The 22,184-nt window shown below is 48.9% G+C and carries 20 protein-coding genes; 17 read left to right on the forward strand and 3 right to left on the reverse strand.

All coding sequences use genetic code 11. The features are described from left to right. Positions 1–62: 62 nt before the first annotated feature. From ccsB to ACOTSW_RS01740, 3 genes are all read left to right on the forward strand, one after another. Positions 63–1,208 (forward strand): c-type cytochrome biogenesis protein CcsB, encoded by a 1,146-nt coding sequence (gene ccsB / locus ACOTSW_RS01730; protein WP_423680664.1) that lies wholly within the window; start codon positions 63–65, stop codon positions 1,206–1,208. A gap of 115 nt (positions 1,209–1,323) precedes the next feature. Then, positions 1,324–2,304: a protein-methionine-sulfoxide reductase catalytic subunit MsrP gene (gene msrP, locus ACOTSW_RS01735; RefSeq protein WP_423680665.1), complete on the forward strand. Its 981-nt coding sequence runs from the start codon at positions 1,324–1,326 to the stop codon at positions 2,302–2,304. Position 2,305: 1 nt separating this feature from the next. Further along, the gene (locus tag ACOTSW_RS01740; protein ID WP_423680666.1) at positions 2,306–2,932 is read left to right on the forward strand and encodes a sulfite oxidase heme-binding subunit YedZ; all 627 of its coding nucleotides are present in this window, start codon (positions 2,306–2,308) and stop codon (positions 2,930–2,932) included. An 18-nt stretch (positions 2,933–2,950) separates the two neighbouring features. Here ACOTSW_RS01740 and ACOTSW_RS01745 read toward each other — a convergent pair whose 3' ends face one another. After that, positions 2,951–3,685, reverse strand: coding sequence for a transporter (locus ACOTSW_RS01745; RefSeq protein ID WP_423680667.1), 735 nt, complete (start codon positions 3,683–3,685; stop codon positions 2,951–2,953). Positions 3,686–3,745: 60 nt separating this feature from the next. Here ACOTSW_RS01745 and ACOTSW_RS01750 point away from each other — a divergent pair, with 60 nt between their 5' ends. Continuing rightward, the gene (locus ACOTSW_RS01750; protein WP_423680668.1) at positions 3,746–4,369 is read left to right on the forward strand and encodes a 1-acyl-sn-glycerol-3-phosphate acyltransferase; all 624 of its coding nucleotides are present in this window, start codon (positions 3,746–3,748) and stop codon (positions 4,367–4,369) included. A gap of 70 nt (positions 4,370–4,439) precedes the next feature. On the opposite strand, the gene lptM is transcribed toward ACOTSW_RS01750, so the two are convergent. Continuing rightward, on the reverse strand, positions 4,440–4,556 hold the full coding sequence (gene lptM, locus ACOTSW_RS01755) for an LPS translocon maturation chaperone LptM (protein ID WP_423680669.1): 117 nt from the start codon (positions 4,554–4,556) through the stop codon (positions 4,440–4,442). Between the two features lie 63 nt (positions 4,557–4,619). Between lptM and cyaY the strand changes: the two genes are divergently transcribed. Next, complete coding sequence (gene cyaY, locus ACOTSW_RS01760; protein ID WP_423680671.1) at positions 4,620–4,931, forward strand: iron donor protein CyaY; 312 nt, start codon at positions 4,620–4,622, stop codon at positions 4,929–4,931. A 9-nt stretch (positions 4,932–4,940) separates the two neighbouring features. Here the strand turns inward: cyaY and ACOTSW_RS01765 are convergent, their stop codons facing one another. Continuing rightward, the gene (locus ACOTSW_RS01765) at positions 4,941–7,259 is read right to left on the reverse strand and encodes a penicillin-binding protein 1A (RefSeq protein ID WP_423680672.1); all 2,319 of its coding nucleotides are present in this window, start codon (positions 7,257–7,259) and stop codon (positions 4,941–4,943) included. A gap of 343 nt (positions 7,260–7,602) precedes the next feature. Between ACOTSW_RS01765 and ACOTSW_RS01770 the strand changes: the two genes are divergently transcribed. From ACOTSW_RS01770 to ACOTSW_RS01825, 12 genes are all read left to right on the forward strand, one after another. Continuing rightward, positions 7,603–8,679 carry a pilus assembly protein PilM gene (locus ACOTSW_RS01770; protein ID WP_423680673.1) on the forward strand — a complete coding sequence of 359 codons (1,077 nt, stop codon included), beginning with the start codon at positions 7,603–7,605 and terminating at the stop codon, positions 8,677–8,679. A 50-nt stretch (positions 8,680–8,729) separates the two neighbouring features. Next, on the forward strand, positions 8,730–9,311 hold the full coding sequence (locus ACOTSW_RS01775; RefSeq protein WP_423680674.1) for a PilN domain-containing protein: 582 nt from the start codon (positions 8,730–8,732) through the stop codon (positions 9,309–9,311). A gap of 21 nt (positions 9,312–9,332) precedes the next feature. Next, complete coding sequence (locus ACOTSW_RS01780; protein WP_423680676.1) at positions 9,333–9,989, forward strand: type 4a pilus biogenesis protein PilO; 657 nt, start codon at positions 9,333–9,335, stop codon at positions 9,987–9,989. Continuing rightward, the gene (locus ACOTSW_RS01785) at positions 9,986–10,522 is read left to right on the forward strand and encodes a pilus assembly protein PilP (RefSeq protein ID WP_423680677.1); all 537 of its coding nucleotides are present in this window, start codon (positions 9,986–9,988) and stop codon (positions 10,520–10,522) included. Before ACOTSW_RS01780 ends, ACOTSW_RS01785 begins: the two co-directional genes overlap by 4 nt. Positions 10,523–10,578: 56 nt before the next feature. Continuing rightward, positions 10,579–12,666 carry a type IV pilus secretin PilQ gene (gene pilQ, locus ACOTSW_RS01790; protein WP_423680678.1) on the forward strand — a complete coding sequence of 696 codons (2,088 nt, stop codon included), beginning with the start codon at positions 10,579–10,581 and terminating at the stop codon, positions 12,664–12,666. Positions 12,667–12,724: 58 nt separating this feature from the next. Then, on the forward strand, positions 12,725–14,113 hold the full coding sequence (locus ACOTSW_RS01795; RefSeq protein WP_423680680.1) for a hypothetical protein: 1,389 nt from the start codon (positions 12,725–12,727) through the stop codon (positions 14,111–14,113). A 19-nt stretch (positions 14,114–14,132) separates the two neighbouring features. After that, on the forward strand, positions 14,133–15,788 hold the full coding sequence (gene aroKB, locus ACOTSW_RS01800; RefSeq protein WP_423680681.1) for a bifunctional shikimate kinase/3-dehydroquinate synthase AroKB: 1,656 nt from the start codon (positions 14,133–14,135) through the stop codon (positions 15,786–15,788). Continuing rightward, positions 15,785–16,939 carry a deoxyguanosinetriphosphate triphosphohydrolase gene (locus ACOTSW_RS01805; protein ID WP_423680682.1) on the forward strand — a complete coding sequence of 385 codons (1,155 nt, stop codon included), beginning with the start codon at positions 15,785–15,787 and terminating at the stop codon, positions 16,937–16,939. The genes aroKB and ACOTSW_RS01805 overlap by 4 nt, the downstream gene beginning before the upstream one ends. 32 nt (positions 16,940–16,971) lie before the next feature. Further along, entirely contained in the window at positions 16,972–17,676 is a 705-nt protein-coding gene (locus ACOTSW_RS01810) for a DUF4197 domain-containing protein (protein ID WP_423680683.1), read from the forward strand. Between the two features lie 311 nt (positions 17,677–17,987). Continuing rightward, positions 17,988–19,145, forward strand: coding sequence for an ABC transporter substrate-binding protein (locus tag ACOTSW_RS01815; protein ID WP_423680684.1), 1,158 nt, complete (start codon positions 17,988–17,990; stop codon positions 19,143–19,145). A gap of 170 nt (positions 19,146–19,315) precedes the next feature. Further along, complete coding sequence (locus ACOTSW_RS01820) at positions 19,316–20,206, forward strand: branched-chain amino acid ABC transporter permease (protein WP_423680685.1); 891 nt, start codon at positions 19,316–19,318, stop codon at positions 20,204–20,206. Positions 20,207–20,215: 9 nt separating this feature from the next. Next, positions 20,216–22,180 (forward strand): ABC transporter permease subunit, encoded by a 1,965-nt coding sequence (locus ACOTSW_RS01825; RefSeq protein WP_423680686.1) that lies wholly within the window; start codon positions 20,216–20,218, stop codon positions 22,178–22,180. The last annotated feature ends 4 nt before the right edge of the window (positions 22,181–22,184 follow it).

A 22,184-nucleotide genomic window follows, 5' to 3' on the forward strand; every position in this document is an offset into this window, starting at 1 on the left:
ATGCAACGAATAGACTACACTGACGACCAGGATATTTTCCTATTCTGGTTCGGGGAGAAATGATGGAAATGACACAAAATTACACGCCCTATCAAGGTTTTTTTAAGCGTCTGGGTGTGCTCGACTGGCTCTATGCTGTTGCTCTGTGCATGGCTTCGCTGTTTGCGCTGAATCGTTTCGGCGCATATATGGATGTCTATGAAAAAGGCATTTTGTTATTGGCTGCCCCGACATTTGCCTGGCTGGGATGGCATTGGAAGCCGGTACGTCCGCTGATCGTACTGCTGGCGCTGCTCAGTTTCTTCGCTATCCATTTGTACGCAGGTTCACTGGAAATGGCTAACCAGAAATTTTTTCTCAAATATCTGCTGTCGAGCCAGTCTGCGATTCTGTGGATGAGCACGCTGTTCTTTTTATCAACTTTATTTTACTGGGGCGGTTTGATTGTCCGTTCTGATTTCGGTGCCTCGGTCGGCTCTGTGCTGTGCTGGGCGGCGGTCGTGATGGGCTTTACCGGTATGCTGGTGCGCTGGTACGAATCGTATCTGGTCGGCACTGACATCGGTCATATTCCGGTTTCGAATCTGTACGAAGTCTTCATTCTGTTTTCACTGATTACAGCATTGTTTTATCTGTACTACGAACAGGAATACAAAACCCGGCAATTAGGCGCATTTGTGTTGCTCGTGATTTCCGCTGCGGTTGGTTTTCTGCTGTGGTACACCGTCAGTCGCGATGCGGCAGAAATTCAACCACTGGTGCCCGCGCTGCAAAGCTGGTGGATGAAAATTCATGTCCCTGCAAACTTTATCGGTTATGGCACATTTGCGCTGGCGGCGATGGTGGCCATGGCGTATCTGCTGAAATCGAAAGGTTATCTGGAGGATCGCCTGCCTGCACTGGATGTGCTCGATGATGTGATGTACAAAGCGATTGCGGTGGGTTTTGCCTTCTTCACGATCGCCACGATACTTGGTGCGCTGTGGGCGGCGGAGGCCTGGGGTGGTTACTGGTCGTGGGACCCGAAAGAAACCTGGGCGCTGATCGTCTGGCTGAATTACGCTGCATGGCTGCACATGCGCCTGATGAAGGGCTTGCGGGGGCAGGTTGCCGCCTGGTGGGCGCTGGTGGGTTTGCTCGTGACGACATTTGCTTTCCTTGGCGTCAATATGTTCCTGTCCGGCCTGCATTCCTACGGCACGCTGTAATCAGTTAAATTTTCCTCGCTCAGCAGACTTTTGCGACTCGTGAGAAACTAAGCGGCAAAACAGGGGGGGATGTATTCCTTCTGTTTTGTCTGGCGTTTCAACTCTGGAGTCTGTCATGCTGATCAAATCTCATCCCAGTGGCAAGCATTTGCCGCTTTCATCTGAAATTACCCCAAAAGAGGTGTTTGAATCGCGTCGCGATTTCATACGCCAGTTGGCCGTCGGAACGATTGCCGGTGGTAGCCTGCTGGAAATGGCCAATCGTGAAGCGTTTGCGCAAACACCGGCGGCGCAGAAACTGGCGGCGAATCTTAATCCGGCATACGCGCTGGTAGAGAAAAAGACCGCTTACAAAGACGCCACGACCTACAATAATTTCTATGAATTCGGCACCGATAAAGCAGATCCGGCCGTGATGGCTGGCAGCCTGAAAACACGGCCGTGGACAGTGGTGATTGAAGGCGAAGTCAAAAAGCCTGTCACGCTGGACCTCGATAGTTTGCTCAGGCTGGCACCGCTGGAAGAGCGCATTTATCGTCTGCGTTGCGTCGAAGGCTGGTCGATGGTGATTCCGTGGATAGGCTATTCTTTATCGCATCTGCTGAAAAAAGTAGAGCCGACAGGCAACGCCAAATACGTGGAATTCATTACGCTGGACGATAAGAAACAGATGCCGGGTTTGCGCAGCCCCGTGCTCGACTGGCCGTATGTCGAAGGTCTGCGCATGGACGAAGCGATGCACCCGCTGGCGCTGCTGACATTCGGCATGTACGGTGAAATTTTACCGAATCAGAATGGCGCACCGGTACGCATGTCTGTCCCGTGGAAGTACGGTTTTAAATCAGCCAAATCTATCGTTAAAATCCGCCTGACCAAAGAACAGCCGCGTACTGCGTGGAATCAATCTGCGCCAAACGAGTACGGTTTTTATTCCAATGTGAACCCACAGGTTGATCATCCGCGCTGGTCGCAGGCAACGGAACGACGTATTGGTGAAGATGGCTTATTTACCCGCAAGCGTAAGACCCTGATGTTTAATGGTTATCCTGAAGTTGCCTCGTTGTATGCGGGTATGGATCTGAAAAAATTCTTTTGATATGGCGATGTCTCAGCGACAGATGGCGGTGATCAAAACCGTCATCTTTATTCTTTGTTTGTTACCGCTGGCGAGGCTGACAGGCTTTGCCATGCTAGATCAGCTGGGAGCGAATCCCCTGGAATTCATTACCCGCAGTACCGGTGACTGGACCTTATATTTTTTATGCGTCACCCTCGCGGTGACACCCATACGTAAAATTGCTGGCTGGAGCTGGTTACTGCGCTTGCGGCGCATGCTGGGCTTGTATGCATTCTTTTACGCCAGCCTGCATTTCCTCACTTTCCTGTGGTTCGATCACTTTTTTGATCTGACAGAAATGTGGGTCGACGTACTGAAACGTCCGTTTATCACGGTTGGCTTTCTCGCCTTCGTGGCATTGCTGCCGTTGGCGCTGACCAGCACGAATGGCATGATCCGACGCCTCGGCGGTAAGCGCTGGCAGCTTTTGCATCGCCTGATTTATCTGATTGTGCCTGCCGGTGTCTTGCATTATTACTGGATGAAGGCAGGCAAGCATGATTTGTCGCAACCGCTGATGTTCGCGGTGCTGGTCAGTGTGCTGTTGCTAATGCGTGTGTGGTGGCGCTGGTCCGCCAGCCGTAACGCGCTTTCGCAGGGACGCTGAAAACGCCGGGCAAATTGCTTAAAAACGCCAGGCCATACCGATACCGATTTGCTTTTCTGTGGACAGTGTTTTCTTCTGATATTTGAAGCCAATATCCAGATCCAGATTGCTCACGGGTGAATAAATGAGGCCAGCGACCAGATACGGTTGCCAGTAACCGTCATTTTTCTGATCGGCTTGTGCGATTCCGGTATCGGCAAGTAACTGCGTTTGCGGAGTGATCGCACGCAATACTGCAACTGACGAGCGCCATAGTTGATCGCGTTGCTGTGCATCTGCCAGCGCCTGTCTGTGCTGACGTATATTCAGGCTGAGATTGCCGTGTATCACCCACGGCCCGATGCTTTCCGTGCGCACTAAAGTCAGCGCGAGATCATAGCGATCACTGCCGTATGTCTTGGCGCCCGTCGGGAAAAAGGCTTCGGTTTTCCAGGCCCAGTTGGTATTTTCTTGCGACGAAAACAGATATTTGCTGCCGACCGATAAGTCGCCGAGCGCGCCGGGAGACGACCAGCGTACGGGGCTGGAGAAAAACAGATCGAGCTGGTCGTTGTAGCCATAAGTGTAGGTCAGATTGCCGATCTGACTGATCCCTTTGCGCGAAGACCAGTGGTCACCATTGAATTCAATTTGCTGTTTGCCGCTGGTTTGCAGATTGGCATCTTCTGTCACCAGCGGATGTGCTGCACGAGCCACGCTCTGGGTCATCAGTGCGCAGGCAGCGAGCAGTATGGTTTTGCGTAATTTTTGCATCTCTGTTTTTTCCACGGCATAATGCCCGGCACAATTTTGAGTACATCGTACCGTTAAATTATGACAAGCTATCTGTTAAAAAAAGACCAGATGCAAACCCTGACGCAGCGCGTGGCGTTGTGGATACTGAATTGCATCGGATGGAAGGTGAATTACCGGCCCTTGCCAGGTCCAAGGGGCATCATTATCGTTTACCCGCATACTTCTAACTGGGATTTTCCTATCGGTGTTCTGGGAAAGCTGGCGATCGGTATGCCATTTTATTTCATCGCAAAGTCTTCTCTGTTCGAAGGCTTCACTGGCGCGACGATAGGCCGCATTATCCGTGCTTTGGGCGGAGAACCTGTGGAACGCGGGATCTCAACCGGGGCGATTTCCCGTCTGGCGGAAAAAGTGAATCAGTCCGACTGGTACTGGATGGTGATCGCACCGGAAGGCACCCGCAGCCGCAAACCATACTGGCGCAGCGGGTTTTATCACATCGCATGCTCTGCGAGGGTACCGCTGGGCTGTGCCTATTTTGATTTTCGCCGCAAAGAAATCAGTCTGGTCGATTATCTGGACTTAACCGGCGATATTGATGGCGATCTGGCGAAGATACGCGGCATTTACGCTGGCGTGCAGGGTTGTCGTCCTCAACTTGCCGGTCCTATACAGTTTCGTCCCCATGACGCAGAAAAATAGGGAGTATATGCCAAAAATGCCCGAATCTCTTTGGATATAAAGGGGGCTTTAAATATACTCCCGGGGAGTATTATTTTGCCGTAGAGAGTGTCTGGGCACCCGGTTTATTCGGTAAATACAAAGGCGCTTTTTGTCCGCAGGCGGAGAGCAGGCTGAGGAGTAACAGGGAAGAAATCAGGATACGCATCTTGAAATGTCTGACACCGTATAAAATGGCGTTTTAAGTGTGAATCAATGCGAGGAGTGTAGCATGACTGAATCTGATTTCCTGACTCTGGCGGAATCTTGCCTGAACCAGGTGGAAGAGATGTTTGAAAAAGCGTTCGACAATGATGAGCTGGATGTCGAATGCAGCCGTACCGGCAACGTACTGACGATAGAGTTTGTGAACAATGGCTCCAAAATGATCGTCAACAGTCAGGCACCAATGCAGGAAATGTGGCTGGCCGCTCGCGCCGGTGGTTACCACTATAAATACGACGGTCAGCACTGGCGCAATACGCGCGATGGCTCGGAATTATTTTCGACCTTGTCCGCGCTCGCGCAGGAACAAGGTCGCTGAATTACTGATTTACTCTTTCGGTTCTTCAATCACCGGCGGTGTGCTCAGATCGCTGATCCCGGTTCCGGGCGGATTCTCTGCATAATAGAAATCGCCATTCACAGAAATGATGCCATTCGGAACCGGACGCTCTTCGATAGGAATATCTTTCAACGCTTTTTGCATAAAGCCTATCCAGATAGGTAAAGCCAGACCACCGCCCGTTTCACGATTGCCGAGGTTTTTCGGCTGATCAAAACCTATCCACGCAATCCCCACAATCTTCGCTTGGTAACCGGCGAACCACGCATCGAAAGAATCATTCGTCGTTCCCGTTTTACCTGCCAGATCCGGACGCTTCAGCACCATCGCTTTAGCGGCAGTGCCATAACGAACCACGTCTTTCAGCATACTGTCGATCAGGAATGCGTTGCGTTCGTCGATAACGCGATTGCTTTCGTCGCCTGCTTTATCCGGTTTTGCAGTGACCAGTACATTGCCGTTGTTGTCGGTAATTTTACTGATCAGATAAGGGTTAACTTTGTAACCGCCATTCGCAAACACTGCATACGCGCCGGCCATCTGCAATGGCGTTACAGCACCAGCACCGAGGGCAAGTGTCAGGTAAGGCGGATTTTTTTCCGGGAGAAAACCAAAGCGGCTGGTGTATTCCTGCCCGTATTTCGCCCCTATCCGGTTAAGGATACGAATCGAAATCATATTTTTCGATTTCGTCAGACCCTTACGCATAGTCATCGGACCTTCGTATTTGCCGTCATAGTTTTTCGGTTCCCATGCCTGACCGCCAGTCTGACCAGCATCAAAGCTGATGGGTTCGTCATTGATAATGGTGGCCGGAGATAAACCTTTTTCCAGCGAAGCGGAGTAAATAAACGGCTTGAAACTCGAGCCCGGCTGACGCCATGCCTGCGTGACGTGATTGAATTTATTGAGGTCAAAATCAAAACCGCCAACCAGTGCTTTGATGGCGCCATCAGTCGTACTCGCTGCTACGAACGCCGACTGCACTTCGGGCATCTGCGTGATGACCCAGTTTTTTCCCTCTTGCATCACGCGGATGACGGCGCCGCGTTGTATGCGTTTATTTGCCGGTGCTTTCGGCGACAAGCCCGAGGCTGCAAAGCTGAGGCCGGCTTCGTCGATACGGATTTCCTCTCCGGACGCGAGAATCGCGCGTACTGATTTTGGCGTTGCATCTAGCACCATCGCCACTTGCAAGTCATCGCTGTTTGAGTGTTCCGCAAGTGCTTTTTCAATCGCATCCTCTGCCGCTTCTTTTCCTTCCGGTATGCTGATAATCGCTTCCGGACCGCGGTAACCATGGCGCTTCTCGTACTCCATCACGCCGCGGCGTAAGGACAGATAAGCCGCATCCTGATCTGCTTTGGTGATCGTGGTATAGACGTTCAAGCCGCGCGTATAGGTATCTTCCTTGAATTGCTCATATACCAGCTGGCGCGCCATTTCTGCTACATATTCTGCGTGTACACCGAATTCGCTGCTGTCGGTTTTTGTCACCAGTTCTTCAGCCTTGGCTTGTTCATACTGATCATTAGTGATGTAGCCGAGCTGGCGCATGCGCTGCAGGATGTATTGCTGACGTGCTGTTGCCCGTTTCGGATTAACGACAGGGTTGTAAGCAGATGGCGCTTTAGGTAAACCTGCCAGCATTGCTGCTTCAGCGATCGTGATGTCTTTCAGATTTTTACCGAAATAAATCTGCGCCGCCGATGAAAAGCCGTAAGCCCGTTGTCCCAGGTAAATCTGGTTCATATAAATTTCGAGAATCTGATCTTTGCTCAGATTCTGTTCTATCTTCCAGGCGAGCAGGATTTCGTAAATTTTTCGTTTAAAGGTCTGCTCGCTGGATAAAAAGAAATTACGGGCGACTTGCTGTGTGATCGTAGAAGCACCTTGTTTCGCGCCACCAGTCAGATTGTGCAGGGCAGCACGTGTGATCCCCAGATAGTCAACGCCGCCGTGTTCATAGAAGCGATCATCTTCGATCGCGAGAACCGCTTTTTTCATGATGTCGGGAATCTGATCAAAGCGGACGACGTTGCGCCGCTCTTCACCGAACTCACCTATCAGCACATTGTCGGCAGAAAAAATGCGCAAGGGCATTTTCGGTTTGTAGCTGGTGATCGAATCGAGTTCAGGCAAATTCGGATAGGCCATAGTTAAGGCGAAGCCGATGATCAGTGCGCCGGCGACACCCAGACCCAACAATGTTCCTAAGGTCAAGATAACGACACGGCTGACGAGGCTGCGTTTTGCACCTGCCTTATGGGTGTTCTTTTGAGAAAGTTCTTTTTCGTTATCCGTCATGTGTTTACTCAGTAACAATCGCGGCAGACATTATAACGGCAGTCACCAGGAGCGCTGCCGAAACCTGATTCGCGGTTTGAGCAGGGACAGGAAATGTGCACTAGCGTGGGAATTTGGCAACGGATTCTGAATATGCCCTTAGGAAAGTTCTTTACCAATACTGCCTATGTTGCTAGGATTTCACGTAGGCTTGCATAAGTGTCTCCTAAATAGCGGTTTTTAAAGAGATTTTTCGGTTTCCGTTGTTGGGTTTGTTTCAATTTGTAAAAAACGAACACTGAAGTGTTTAAAAAAAGAACACTGTCGTGTTTCAAAATTCGGATGTGTTCATGAGGGGGTATTCTTGGCTTTAGATCTTGCTTCACTGCTCGGCAGAAAAAATCCGCCTCTTATCGGGTTAGATATCAGCTCGTTTGATATCAAACTGGTCGAGCTTTCTGAGGGTAGCGACAAAGAATACCGGCTGGAACGTTATGCTTCCGAGCCTTTGCCCAAGGGTGCGATTCTGGATGGAAATATAGAAAATATCGAGCAGGTATCTGACACCATCCGGAAATTACTCAAGAAAAGTGGCTCCAGCTCCAAGAATGTTGCGGTTGCTATGCCTGCAGCAGCGGTTATCACGAAGAAAATATTTTTACCTGCAACCCTGAGTGATCAGGCCCTGGAAGTGCAGGTTGAATCCGAAGCAAGCCAGTACATCCCGTTTTCCATGGATGAAGTCAGTCTCGATTTTTGTGTAATCGGGCCTGCTGCGAACCAGGAAGACGTCGAAGTGATGCTGGCTGCGTCGCGTAAAGAAAAAATTGAAGATAGGGTTGCTGTGGTTCAGGCCGCAGGCTTGCAGGCAAAAGTCATGGACATAGAGTCGTATGCGGCTCGCGCTGCGATGCAGCGCCTGATCGAAAAGCAAGCCAATGAAGGGCGTGATCAGGTGTTTGCTATTTTCCAGATCGGTACCAAAAGAACCTATATCTACATCATGTTCAATGGTGAAGTGGTTTATGAACGTGAGCAACAATTTGGCGGTGGTCAGCTGACTCAGGATATCGTCAGAAATTACGGTCTGTCCCAGGAAGAGGCGGAAACTAAAAAGAAAAATGGTGATCTTCCGGATAGTTATGAGATGGAATTGCTAGAGCCATTCTTAGAGAATGCCGCGCTGGAGGTAACTCGTGCAATTCAGTTTTTCTTTACGTCCACTCCCTATACAAGAGTTGATCAGATCTTCCTGACGGGTGGTTGCGCCGTTGTCGCGGGACTTGTTGATATCGTCGCTGAGCGTACGAAAATTTCGACCGCGGTTATCAGTCCGTTTAAGGGGATGGAATTGGCTTCAGGAGTAAATGAAAAGGCGTTGCGCAGTGAAGCACCTGCTTATACCGTTGCTTGCGGTCTCGCGCTGCGGAGATTCGACTAATGATAAAAATTAATCTTCTTCCTCATCGGGAGGAAAAGCGTAAACAGAAGGTGAAAGATTTTTATTCCCTGCTGCTGTTGGCGGCCATTATCGGTGCGTTAATCGTAGTGGTGGTCGGTGTATTCAACGCGCGTGAACTTGCGATACAGACAGACAGAGCGAATTTCATTAAAAGTGAAAATGCAAAGCTGGATGAGAAAATCAAAGAGATTGCTACTTTGAAGCAGGAAATTGACTCGTTGAAAGCGCGTCAGCAGGCGGTAGAAGATTTGCAGAGTGACCGTAATCAGCCTGTATTTTTGCTCAGTGAACTGGTTATTCATACGCCAGAAGGTGTTTATTTACGCGCTTTAAAGCAGGATGGGCAGCGCGTGACACTCAATGGTTATGCTCAATCCCAGGAACGTGTTGCTGAATTCATCCGCAATCTGAGCAACAACTCTGAATGGATGTACAAGCCAGAACTGATCGATATCCACACAACGGGAATCGGGCAAGGCCGGGATGCGAAAAAAGTGTCAGACTTTACTGTGAACGTCGGCATTAAACGTCCGCGCGAAAAAGAAGAGTCGGCGTCCGGTGTTGCAGCAAATGCGGTAAAAGCTCCGCGTGCTCCAAGTCCTGCTCGATAATGTAAAAAGGGAAGGTCAGGAATGGCAATAAATGCAAAAGAGTTTTTTGACGGAATCAGCGAGCAATTCCGTGATCTGAATGGATTACATCCTGGTTTGTGGCCTATCGCACCAAGAATTGCTATCGCTTTTGCTGTGACAGTAGTAGTGCTGGGGCTTGGCTGGTTTTTTTACTGGGATGGACAAACAGAAGAAATTAATCAGAAAATCCAGGAAGAGGTCAAACTCAAACAGGACTACCGCGACAAAATGCAGCAAGCGATTAATCTTGATGCGTTGAAAGATCAACGCGGGCTGGTGCTGCAATACGTCGCCACGATGGAAAAACAATTGCCTAGCAAGGCTGAAATGTATGCTTTGTTGTCGGACATTAATCAGGCGGGCACAGGCCGAGGGTTGCAATTCGATTCGTTTAAGCCTGGCATCGTGGTCGTCAAGGATTACTATGCTGAATTACCGATCGATATCAAACTTGCCGGTAGCTATCATGATTTAGGCGAATTTGTTGCTGACATTGCAAAATTACCTAGGATCGTCACTTTGAATAACCTGGCGCTGACCAGTAATAAAGATGGTGGCTTAACTTTGGATGTCGTGGCTAAAACATTCCGATATCTGGATAAGGATGAAGTTTTGGCTCAGGCTAATCTGAAAAAAGCCGCAAAGGCAAAGAAATGATGTTGAGATATTTCAAAATACTGATTCTGTTGTTGCCTGCATTTTCTCTTGCCGGTTGTGGCGATAATGGTGTATCGGAACTGACCGAGTGGATGAACTCGGTGAAAAAAGAGACTAAGTTATCGATTCCCAAGTTGAGTCCACCTAAAGTATATGTTCCTGTTGCTTATTCGGGTGCAGCAGATATCGATCCCTTTAATCCTGCGAAACTTCTTGTTGTTCTGGCTAGGATGAAAGATTCGGGGAATGGCTTGAAACCGGATATGGATAGGCGTAAAGAGGCTTTGGAAGCGTTTCCGCTGGATTTGTTAAAAATGGTTGGTGTGATTGAAAAAGCCGGAGTCAAGCAAGCCTTGGTGCAAGCAGATAAAACGGTTTATCAGGCGAAAGTAGGCGGTTACATTGGGCAGAATTTTGGACTGATGACGCGAATTACTGATTCTGAGATCGAGATCAAAGAAACCATTCAAGACGCATCTGGGGAATGGGTTGAACGTAACGTTAAGCTTGAGTTGCAGGAGAGTAAGAAATGAACGCGTTGATAAATATAAGTAAAAGGGGCGCCATGTTTTTTAAAGCCTGTATTTTCATGCTATTGGGCGTTTGTCAGTTCGCGTTGGCGCAGTCGAATAGTATTGAGTCGGTGATTGCCAACCAACAAGGTTCAAATATCGTCGTAAAGGTTGGGTTGAAAAATCCGGTGACTAAATTGCCAGCAGGGTTTTCTATTGCAAACCCTGCCCGTATTGCGCTCGATTTTGCTGATGTATCGAATGCAACTGGTAAAACAAATGTAGATGTGAATATCGGCGATTTGCGTACAGTGACCATAGTGGAAGCTTCAGGGCGGTCGCGGATGATATTTAATCTGAATAAGCCACTGAACTATGCAACAGTGATTGAAGGTAAGTATCTGATTGTAACGATTGACGGTTCAGGTGGCGTCGCAACCGCTGTTAATTCCCAAGGGCTTCCTGTAAGTACTGAAGCTCCGGTAGTCACAAAGCCAATGATACGTGACATCGATTTCCGCCGCGGTGTTGCTGGTGATGGCCGGATCGTTGTTGACCTGCCGTTGAATCAGATTGCTGTCGACGTACGTCAACAAGGACAGAAAATTCTGGTGACGTTCCAGAAAGTCGGCTTGCCTGAAGTTTTACGCAAGCGTTTAGATGTTGCGGATTTTGGTTCTCCCGTACAGATCATTACGACAACGCCGGTTGGTGATAACGTGCAGATGGTGGTCGAACCTAAGGGACTGTGGGAACAAAGTTCATATCAAAGTGATACCCAGTTTGTCCTTGAAGTGAAGCCAATCAAAGAAGATCCGAATAAGCTGACACAGGGTACACAAGGTTACAGAGGCGAACGCTTGTCATTTAATTTCCAGAACATTGAGGTCAGGGCTATTCTGCAAATTATTGCAGAGGTCAGTGGTCTGAACGTTATTGCCAGTGACACTGTGACGGGTACGATTACCTTGCGTCTGAAAGATGTTCCTTGGGATCAGGCTCTGGACAATATTATGCAAATCAAGGGCCTTGACATGCGCAAGAACGGTAATGTGATCTGGATTGCGCCGAAAGATGAATTACTGACGAAAGAAAAACTCGAGCTGGAGCAAAAAGCTCAGATTGCGGAGCTGGAGCCACTGAAAACAGAATCATTCCAGTTAAATTACCAAAAAGCCGAAGCATTTAAGCAGGTCTTTGGTATGGATGGTGCGTCAACCAACCGTATTTTGTCTAAGCGTGGAAGTGCGGTAATTGAGCCTCGTACCAATCAGATATTTATTACTGATATTCCTTCGAAACTTGAGGAGGTGCGGAAGTTAGTTCAAAAAACGGACATCGCGTCCAAGCAAGTTTTGATTGAAGCTAGGATCGTCGAGGCAGATGATAAATTCAGTAAAAATCTTGGTGCAAAATTAGGTTTCACGGATTTACGCGGCTTGCGCGGTGGTGATACAGGATACTCCGTCAGTGGAAATCAACGAGTTGCTTTGACCGGTAACTATCTGGGTGTCGGTGAGCAGACTGGTCAGGCCAAGATTACAGATCAGAGTTTCGTTCCTAACTCACAGTTCGTCAGCCTGCCAGCTGCAGGTATTAATGGATCAACTCCTGGAAGTTTGGCGATCAGTTTGTTCTCTGCTGCAGCAAATCGCTTCCTGAATCTGGAGTTGTCCGCGCTCGAAGCAGATGGCAAAGGTAAGATTATTTCCAGTCCAAGGGTGGTTACTGCGGATCAGTTAAAGGCGTTAATTGAACAAGGTACGGAGCTGCCATATCTGGTGGCAACATCGAGCGGTGCGACGTCGATTTTCTTCCGCAAAGCAACGTTACGCCTGGAAGTCACACCACAGATCACGCCGGATGGAAATGTCATACTTGACGTTGAAGTGCATAAAGACAGCGTGGGGCAGGAAACACGTATGGGTTATGCGATTGATACCAAAGAAGTGAAAACGATGGTCTTGGTTGAAAATGGCGGTACAGTTGTATTGGGCGGGATTTTCCAGCAGACTGAACGTGATAACATCACCAAAATTCCATTTTTTGGTGACCTTCCGCTGTTCGGTAACTTGTTTAAAAATACCGGCCGCACAAATGACAAAACTGAATTGTTAATTTTCATTACGCCTAAAATCGTAACTGATAAGTTTAGTGTGAAGTGACACTGGACTCAGACTAACGAGCAGATTTGATAATTTTTAGCTTAACTACAGGTGTTACATGAAGAAGTTTTTTCGGATAGTTTCTGGACTATTTTTGCTGGCAATTTTATCCGCGTGCGGTGGCGGCGGTGGTTCTTCTGGTTCCAGCATGAACGGTGCTCCGCTATTTACGACCGCTTCAGATAAGGTTCAGATGCTCTACGGAGAAACGAAAACCTTTACTATTGGTGGCGGTGTTCCTTCTTATTCTGCCTCTAGTAACTCTGGCGCAATCTCCGCATCGGTTGCTGGCACGAAGCTGACCATTATTGCAACGTCAACCGGTAGTGGCACTGTGACAGTGGTTGACAATGTCGGCACCAAGGTATCAATCGACGTTACGGTAGGAACGGGGGCGACTTTTAACACGAGTGCTCCATCGGCAGTCACAGTAGGCGTTGGTACTGTTTCTCCTAAATACTTCATTAACGGCGGAACAGGCGTCTATTTCGTTACCAGTAGTGATACCTCTATCGTTAATGTCGGTATCTCCGGAAGTGTTTTTGTGATCGGAGGTGTCAGTCCAGGTAAAGCAACGGTCATCGTTAAAGACACCGCGGGCGCATCGGTGAATGTTGACGTGACCGTAGTAGCCGGGACACTCGCTTTGTTCACTACCGCACCGTCAGCAATTACAGTCCCATCTGGGAAAACAGTCTCTTATTCAATTTCCGGCGGTACGGCGCCATATTCTATTGTTAGCAATAACGTAGGTGCTGCTGAGGTGACATTAAAACCAAACGGTACCGATTTTGATGTCAAGGCAGTAGCTGCGGGAACGGCCAATGTTGTGGTGACTGATGCTGCCCGTAATTCAGTGACTATCGTCGTGACAGTAACCAGTGCCGCACCCGGAGCACTGGCGGTATTGCCTGCAGGTGCCTCCGGCAGTGTTGGCGACACACTGAAATTCAATGTTGTTGGTGGGGTGTTACCTTACAAAGTGACCAATACCAACGATAGTATTGCTGTGATTACCGCCTCCGGTGACGGGTCTTCATTTACCGCAGCGTTAGGAAATGTAGGCAGTACCATTGTTACTGTAATTGACTCTTTAGGAACAACAAGTACGATTACTGTTCTGGTCAACGCCAATGCTCCCACTCTCCGTCTTTCGCCAAATGCTTTCGAAGTCAGCGAACAATCGGTTGAGTCTTTCCCGCTGAAGATTTATGGCGGCTCTGCTCCTTACACCGCATTTACAAGTGATCCTAAGTTTGGTGGTGTATCTATCTCAGGAAATACCTTTACCGTTGCTGCCCCCCCAAGTGGTACTGATCGTCGATGTGTTACATTGACAACAGCATTGGGCGTATATCCAGTTGCTCTCACAGTAGTTGATAGCTTGGGAGCATCCGCTGTTAGTATCATGTCGGTCAGAGATACTTTGGACGCTACTTGTAAATAATGGAAGTTAAAGCAAGACAGTGTCGAATAATATTTTTCTAGTTGGATTGATGGGCTCCGGCAAAACTACGGTTGGCCGGGCCCTGGCAAAGAAGCTTAATAAACGTTTCATAGATTCAGATCACGAAATCGAGGCGCGTACAGGCGTCTCGATTCCTGTTATCTTTGAAATTGAAGGTGAGGCCAGTTTTCGTCAGCGCGAAGCTGAAGTGATACGGGACCTGACTACTCAAGACGGTATCGTGCTGGCGACGGGTGGTGGTGCTATTCTGAACAGTGATAGCCGACGCTACCTGAGTGAGCGTGGTACCGTTATTTATTTACACGCGAGTGTGAATAGTATCCTCCAGCGTACCCGTAACGATAAAAACCGGCCCTTGCTTCGTACCGCAGATCCGCGTAAAAAACTCGAAGAGCTTGAGTCTCAACGCCACCCGCTGTACCAGGAAATAGCTGATTTAGTGATCGAAACCGGACGTCCGAATGTCCAGTATCTGGTCCAGAATATTCTGGACAAGTTGCCTGATTCCAGTGGCAACGGCCTAATTTCTCCGAAACATCCCAGTATGCACAAAACAGAAGCCGGATTTCATGCATTGAATGTCGAATTAGGCGACAGGTCTTACCCCATCACTATTGGTGCTGGCGTATTAAATGACGCGTCTGTATTGTCAGATCGCATCAAAGGTAAAAACGTCGTCATTGTCACTAACACTGTGGTCGCGCCCTTGTATTTGTCCGCGCTCGAAAAAGAACTGTGCAATCTTGGCAAGAAATGCAGTGCCGTCGTTCTGCCTGATGGTGAGGAGCACAAACACTGGGGCAGCCTGATGAAGATTTTCGATCATTTGCTGGAACAAAAGTGTGATCGTAAAATTACCTTGATTGCACTCGGAGGTGGGGTGATCGGAGATATGACCGGGTTTGCTGCTGCCAGTTACATGCGAGGTGTTCCGTTCGTTCAGATTCCAACGACCTTACTATCTCAGGTCGATTCTTCGGTCGGTGGCAAGACAGGCATTAATCATCCGCTCGGCAAGAACATGATAGGAGCATTTTATCAGCCACAGGCCGTCATTGCCGATACGTCGACGTTGAATACTCTGCCGGATAATGAATTGTCCGCAGGTCTGGCGGAAGTCATCAAACATGGTGCGATTATTGACCTTGCGTTCTTTGAGTGGCTGGAAGCGAACATGGCAAAGTTGCGTGCGAGAGAGGCACAAGCATTGGCGTATGCCGTTGTCCGTTCATGCGAAATCAAAGCAGATGTTGTCAGACAGGACGAGCGGGAAGGTGGTTTGCGTGCGATTTTAAATTTCGGACACACCTTCGGACACGCGATTGAATCTGGTCTCGGATATGGAAAATGGTTGCACGGCGAAGCTGTTGGTTGTGGCATGGTCATGGCAGCAGAGTTGTCTTGCCGCCTGGGCTATATTGATTTCGTGACCAAAACCAGAATTAAAAAATTAATTGAAGCTGCCGGTTTACCTGTCATTGCGCCTGACCTTGGTGAGCAGCGCTGGTTAGAACTGATGGAAGTCGATAAAAAAAATGAAGGTGGCAAAATCAAATTCATTTTATTAAAGCCTTTGGGACATTCCGTCATTACCAGTGTACCGGAAGACACACTATTACAAACCTTACGTCACTGTATTCTTGATCATAAATGAATTTTACTGACGATCATTTAGCACCTTACGCCGCCCAATCAGCAACATCACGAGGGCGGCTTTTTATTGAGCCATCATCCGCTTCGCGCACTGAGTTTCAGCGAGACCGTGATCGCATCATCCATTGTTCGGCATTCCGGCGACTGGAGTATAAAACCCAGGTGTTTGTAAATCACGAAGGGGATTTATTCCGGACGCGGCTGACGCACAGCCTGGAAGTCGCACAAATTGGTCGCTCGATTGCGCGCAACCTGAGGCTTAACGAAGATCTTGTGGAAGCGATTGCACTCGCGCACGATCTTGGCCATACACCTTTCGGTCATGCGGGGCAGGATGCCTTGAATGCCTGCATGCAGCCATATGGAGGTTTCGAGCATAACCTGCAAAGTCTGCGCATCGTAGATCAACTTGAGGAACGATATGCGGGCTTTGACGGATTGAACTTATGCTTTGAAACTCGCGAAGGTATTCTCAAACATTGTTCCATGACTAACGCCGCTGCGCTCGGTGAACTCGGACAGCGGTTTATCAATAAAACCCAGCCCGGCCTTGAAGCGCAACTGACAAATCTGGCAGATGAGATTGCCTATAACAATCATGATATTGATGACGGACTACGCTCCGGTCTGCTGACTGAAGCTCAGATGATGGAAGTCGATTTTTTTGCCCGGCACCGTGCCGAGGTTAGTGCGGTATATCCGGGTGTGCAGGGCCGCAGAGCTATTTCAGAAACGATACGCCGCATGATCAATACTCTGATCACAGATCTGATAGAAACCTCTGCCGCGCGCATCCGTGATTGCGCACCGAAGTCTGTTGACGATGTCAGAAACAGCGGCAAACTGATTGCCTTTTCTGATGCCAGATTTGAAGAAGCCAAGCTGCTTAAACAATTCTTACATCACCAGTTGTACCGCCATTACCAGGTTAACCGCATGACATCGAAGGCGCGCAGAATTATTAAGGAATTATTCGATGCGATGATGGCCGAACCCAATCTGCTGCCGCCGGATTACCAGGTAACGCGACATCCTCAGAATCACGATAACGCTGATCTGCAGGCACGGAAAATAGCCGATTACATCGCCGGCATGACTGATCGTTATGCAATACGTGAACACAAGCGCTTATTTTCCATGCAGGAAATTTAATCTGCTGCATCAAATTTATTCAGGAGTTCCTTATGTTTACTGATCATTCTTTATCTAAAAGACGCTTTCTGCTGGCTGTTTCGCTGACCGCGATAGCAATGTCCGTCCATGCGATTTCTTTCAGTGATTTAAGTAATAAAGACGCCAGCACTGGCTTAAAAGCGGCGCTGGACAAGGGCAGTGTCGCCGCGGTCGCCAAACTTGGCGTGGAAAACGGTTTTTTGAATAACGATAAGGTCAGAATACCGCTGCCATCGGTGCTCGAAAAAGCGCGGCCAATATTGAAAATGACCGGAAAGTCGCAGCAGCTTGATGAACTGGTGTTGTCAATGAACCGTGCTGCGGAATCAGCCGTACCTTTGGCGAAGCCTTTGTTAATCAACGCGGTTAAATCAATGACACTGACTGACGCAAAAAATATTCTGACTGGTGGCGAGACGTCGGTCACCGATTTTTTCAAAGAGAAAACAGCAGCACCGTTAGCGGTCAAATTTTTGCCTCTGGTGAAGAATGTGACGGATAAGGCAGGCTTATCTTCCAAGTACAACAATATGATGGGGCAAGCGCAGAAATTCGGAGTTGTACCCGCTCAGGAGGCGACAGTGGAAGGCTACGTGACACAGAAAGCACTGGACGGTCTGTACCTCATGATTGCAGAAGAAGAAAAAGCGATACGTAAAGATCCGTTTGGTTCTGGCAGCAAAGCCATCAGCCAGGTTTTCAGCTTGCTGAAATAAGCGGCCATACTGCAGCTGTTGACTGTCGCTTTTTATGCTCTTGACTTAAGTCAAGAATGACCAGAATTGGTGAAATAAATTTCACTTTTGGATGAAATGGATTTCACAAGAAATTGTTTTCTTCCAGGAAACTCAGAAAATACGCGCCCTTCAACATCATGATAAGTGACAGGCGAGCACATAACGCTTACTTGCGTAGTTTTACTTAAGTAGCTTTTGTTGCAATGCAAAAAGAATTTTCTGGTAATTTGTATGCGTAGTACATCGAAAAGCAAATATTCAATTTCATACAAATAATCTGGAGACTGACAATGTCATACAAAATGAAAGCTGTTATTGCATCTGCACTGGTAAGCTGGTCCGTGGCAGGTATTGCCGCAGAACCGATCAAGATCGGCGTTTCCGGTCCTTTGACTGGCGGTTCAGCGCCTATGGGCGTTTCGATGCGCGATGGCGTCAAAATTGCTGTTGCCGAAATCAATGCAAAAGGTGGTGTGCTTGGTCGTCAATTCCAACTGGTGGAACGTGATGACGAAGCAAAAAATGAGCGTGGTGTGCAAGTTGCTCAAGAGCTGATCAATAAAGAAAAAGTAGTTGCAACGGTCGGCTATGCAAACACCGGCGTGGCTCTGGCCTCACAACGCTTCTATCAGGAAGCAAAAATTCCGGTCATGAATAACATTGCAACCGGTACTGCGATCACCAAGCAGTTTGTTGCGCCGGAACATAAAGATAATTACATCTTCCGTATTGCTGCCAGCGATACGATTCAGTCTGCGATGATCGTGGAAGACGCGATCGGCAAGCATAAATTCACGAAAGTAGCGATTCTCGCTGACTCCACTAATTACGGTCAGTTAGGTCGTGAGGATCTCGAAAAAGCGCTGGCAGCGAAAGGCATCAAGCCAGTCGCCATTGAAAAATTCAACATCAAAGATGTGGATATGACTGCGCAATTGCTGAAAGCCAAGCAAGGCGGCGCACAAGCGATTCTGACTTACGGTATAGGTCCTGAATTGGCGCAGATCGCGAATGGTATGGAAAAGCTGGGCTGGAAAGTGCCGATGATCGGCAGCTGGACATTATCGATGGGTAACTTCCTCGATAACGCCGGCAAAAATGGCGACGGCGCACGTATGCCACAAACCTTCATTCAAGACGGCACAACGCCTAAGCGTAAGTCTTTCATCGATGCCTATCAAAAGGCGTACAAAGTTGAACGTATTCCTTCACCAGTTTCTGCTGCACAAGGATACGACTCCATCTATTTACTCGCCGCAGCGATCAAACAAGCCGGCACTACGGATGGCGTCAAAGTTCGTGAAGCGCTCGAAAATCTGAGTGAAAAAGTGGATGGTGTCGTCACTACCTACAACAAACCATTTACCCACGACGATCACGAAGCAATCAAACCAGGTATTCCAGTGATGGGTGAAGCCAAAGGCGGCCATATCGTCCTGGCGAAATAATCCCTGTTTTTTTAGCTGTCATCAGAGTCAGATCTTTCCCCTCCGTGTAAAGATCTGACTCGTTTCTCAGTACTGCATCTCAAGATCATATCGCTTGCATCGACTAGCCTTGCTATGTCTGTGCGTCGTTATGCACGTCTTGGGTTGTGCTCTCCATTAGGTAAATGAAAATGGAAATTTTATTACAGTTAGTGTTCAGTGGTATCGCACTTGGCATGATCTACGCGGTCATCGCATTTGGATATCAGCTGACCTTCGCCACTTCCGGTACGCTGAATTTCGGTCAGGGTGAATCATTGATGCTGGGTGCGCTGGTCGGCCTGAGCGTGGTCGGCAATATTCATGGTGGCCCTTACATGAATTACTGGCTGATGATACCTATCGTCATCGTCTTCGGTGCCCTGCAAGGGATGTTCGTTGAATGGATAGGTGTCCGTCCGGCGATCAAAATTAAATCCGAGTTCGGCTGGATCATGTCGACGATAGCGCTCGCGATTATTTTTAAAAACGTCGCAGAAAATATCTGGGGTAAAGACGACCTGACTTTCCCATCGCCATTGTCTGCCGCGCCGTTTCAAATTTTTGGCGCGAACGTGCAGGCGATGCAAATCGTCGTCGTCATTGGCGCGCTGGCAATTATGCTGGCGGTGGAATTATTCAACCGCAAATCGATTTACGGAAAAGCCGTGGTGGCGACGTCCAATGACCGCGATGCAGCTGGTCTGATGGGGATTAACACCAGCCTTGTTATCACCTTCTCATATGCCTTGTCTTCTGCCACAGCAGCATTTGCGGGCGTGCTGGTCGCACCGCTGACGCTGACTGGCGCGACGATGGGTTCCGCACTGGGTCTGAAGGCGTTTGCGGTAGCGATTATCGGTGGTCTGACTTCCGGTGTCGGCGCGATTGTCGGGGGATTGATTTTAGGTGTGGCCGAAACGCTCACGGGCTTTTATATCTCGACTGGCTACAAAGAAGTACCTGGTCTGGTCTTGTTGTTGCTGGTACTGGCACTCAAGCCCGCTGGTCTGTTCGGCAAAGCAGCGATCAAAAAGGTATAAGGAATAAACATGAACAAGAAAACCTTAGCTTTTTCCATACTCGGCATTATTGCCCTGATACTGTTTCCGACCGTTGTACATAATCCGTATTACATACACCTGGCTGAAACGATATTAATTTACGCGATTCTGTTGTTCGGTCTGGACATCGTCGTCGGTTACACTGGTCAGGTGTCCTTAGGACATGCTGGTCTGTTCGGTATAGGTTCGTACACGACAGGTGTGCTGTACTTCAAACTCGGTCTGCCTATTCTGGTCGCTTTGCCTGCCAGTATCGGTGTGACTGCCATTTTTGGTGCCCTGCTGGCCCTGCCTGCATTGCGCGTCACCGGTCCTTATCTGGCGATGGTGACACTGGCATTTGGTACTATCATTCAGATTCTGATCAACGAAATGACATTCCTGACCGAAGGCCCGATGGGTCTCAAAGTTGCGAAGCCAATTCTGTTCGGTCAGAAGCTCGGAGAGGTCGGCTATTTTTATCTGGTCGCCGCCATGATGGTATTAGCGCTGATCGTAGTGCATCGTATTTTGCGTTCGCATCTCGGCCGTGCGTTTCAGGCTTTGCGTGACAGCCCGATTGCGTCTGACTGTATGGGCGTGTCGGTGTACCGTTACAAAGTGTATGCGTTCGTGATCAGTGCCGCACTGGCAGGGCTGGCGGGTAGTCTGTATGCGTATTCCGAAGAATACATTTCGCCGAATACCTACAACTTTGAACTGACGATCATGTTCTTGCTCGCAGTGATCATGGGTGGCCGTAAATCACGTATCGGCTCTTTGCTAGGTGCTTTCATTGTCGTGATGCTGCCTTCGCTGCTGGCGGATATTGAACTGTTCCGCAAGATCGCCACTGCCGCTGCAGTGATTGGACTTGCTGGCGCTGCCTTCACGATTGCGAAGGGACGTAAAACGGCGAAAGAATTGCTGGTGCCAGTGGCAGCAGTGGTCGGTATGGCGATCTTCTCTTACAAGCTGGAAAATATCACTGACTGGCGTCTGACGGTGTTCGGTCTGATGACCCTGTTCGTCGTGTATTACCTGCAAGATGGTATCGTCGGTTTCGTCAATTCTTTGCTCGGTAAAGGCCCACGCCATTTAATGGCAAAAGCCGGTGAGCTGAGTGGCGGTGAAGATCTGGCGATCGTCAAAGCGAACGGTGAACGTGTCGGTGTGTTGCTGAGTGCGCGTCAGTTGCTGATGCAATTCGGCGGCTTGAAAGCCTTGAATCAGGTCGATCTGCAAATCGCGAAAGGCACAGTACATGGTCTGATCGGTCCGAACGGTTCCGGGAAGAGCACCATGATGAACGTGCTCACCGGTATCTATAAACCGACCGATGGCGTCGTCGAGTTTAGTGGCAAAGTGATTTCCGGCACCACACCTTCAGAAATCGCGCTGGGTGGCGTGGCACGGACTTTCCAGAACGTGCAACTGTTCGGTGAAATGACGGCGACAGAAAACGTGCTGGTCGGCTTGCACAATACCTTCCGCAGCAATGTGTTTGATGTGATGATACATAGCCCGCGTTACCTGCGTGAAGAGCGCGCAGCGCGTGCACGGGCTGCAAGTATTCTTAACTTTGTCGGCCTGGCTGATCTGGCAAACGAAGAAGCGCGGAATCTGCCTTACGGCAAACAGCGCCTGCTGGAAATTGGTCGTGCACTGGGGCTGAATCCGCAGTTGCTGTTGCTTGATGAGCCTGCGGCTGGCCTCACCGCACCGGACATTAAAGACCTAATCGCGATCATTCGTAAAATCCGCGAGCACGATATCACCATCATTCTGATTGAACATCACATGGACGTGGTGATGTCGATTTGCGATACCGTGACCGTACTCGATTTTGGTCAGAAAATTTCTGAAGGCAAGCCAGCCGAAGTGCAGGCAGACCCGAAAGTAATTGAAGCGTATCTCGGTGGCAGCGTCAGTGATGACCTCGGATCATCTGTCCCATCGAACGCCACCGCCTGAGGAG

The sequence above is a fragment of the Undibacterium sp. WLHG33 genome (assembly GCF_049544815.1).
Lineage (GTDB): Bacteria > Pseudomonadota > Gammaproteobacteria > Burkholderiales > Burkholderiaceae_D > Undibacterium.

What these genes read in the sequence shown, in the direction of transcription:
- ccsB (WP_423680664.1), top strand. Translation starts at nt 63, where the DNA reads ATGGAAATGACACAAAATTACACGCCCTATCAAGGTTTTTTTAAGCGT.
- ACOTSW_RS01765 (WP_423680672.1), bottom strand. Translation starts at nt 7,259, where the DNA reads ATGACGGATAACGAAAAAGAACTTTCTCAAAAGAACACCCATAAGGCA.
- ACOTSW_RS01740 (WP_423680666.1), top strand. Translation starts at nt 2,306, where the DNA reads ATGGCGATGTCTCAGCGACAGATGGCGGTGATCAAAACCGTCATCTTT.
- ACOTSW_RS01750 (WP_423680668.1), top strand. Translation starts at nt 3,746, where the DNA reads ATGACAAGCTATCTGTTAAAAAAAGACCAGATGCAAACCCTGACGCAG.
- ACOTSW_RS01805 (WP_423680682.1), top strand. Translation starts at nt 15,785, where the DNA reads ATGAATTTTACTGACGATCATTTAGCACCTTACGCCGCCCAATCAGCA.
- lptM (WP_423680669.1), bottom strand. Translation starts at nt 4,556, where the DNA reads ATGCGTATCCTGATTTCTTCCCTGTTACTCCTCAGCCTGCTCTCCGCC.
- ACOTSW_RS01810 (WP_423680683.1), top strand. Translation starts at nt 16,972, where the DNA reads ATGTTTACTGATCATTCTTTATCTAAAAGACGCTTTCTGCTGGCTGTT.
- msrP (WP_423680665.1), top strand. Translation starts at nt 1,324, where the DNA reads ATGCTGATCAAATCTCATCCCAGTGGCAAGCATTTGCCGCTTTCATCT.
- ACOTSW_RS01780 (WP_423680676.1), top strand. Translation starts at nt 9,333, where the DNA reads ATGGCAATAAATGCAAAAGAGTTTTTTGACGGAATCAGCGAGCAATTC.
- pilQ (WP_423680678.1), top strand. Translation starts at nt 10,579, where the DNA reads ATGCTATTGGGCGTTTGTCAGTTCGCGTTGGCGCAGTCGAATAGTATT.
- ACOTSW_RS01795 (WP_423680680.1), top strand. Translation starts at nt 12,725, where the DNA reads ATGAAGAAGTTTTTTCGGATAGTTTCTGGACTATTTTTGCTGGCAATT.
- ACOTSW_RS01815 (WP_423680684.1), top strand. Translation starts at nt 17,988, where the DNA reads ATGTCATACAAAATGAAAGCTGTTATTGCATCTGCACTGGTAAGCTGG.
- ACOTSW_RS01825 (WP_423680686.1), top strand. Translation starts at nt 20,216, where the DNA reads ATGAACAAGAAAACCTTAGCTTTTTCCATACTCGGCATTATTGCCCTG.
- cyaY (WP_423680671.1), top strand. Translation starts at nt 4,620, where the DNA reads ATGACTGAATCTGATTTCCTGACTCTGGCGGAATCTTGCCTGAACCAG.
- ACOTSW_RS01785 (WP_423680677.1), top strand. Translation starts at nt 9,986, where the DNA reads ATGATGTTGAGATATTTCAAAATACTGATTCTGTTGTTGCCTGCATTT.
- ACOTSW_RS01745 (WP_423680667.1), bottom strand. Translation starts at nt 3,685, where the DNA reads ATGCAAAAATTACGCAAAACCATACTGCTCGCTGCCTGCGCACTGATG.
- ACOTSW_RS01820 (WP_423680685.1), top strand. Translation starts at nt 19,316, where the DNA reads ATGGAAATTTTATTACAGTTAGTGTTCAGTGGTATCGCACTTGGCATG.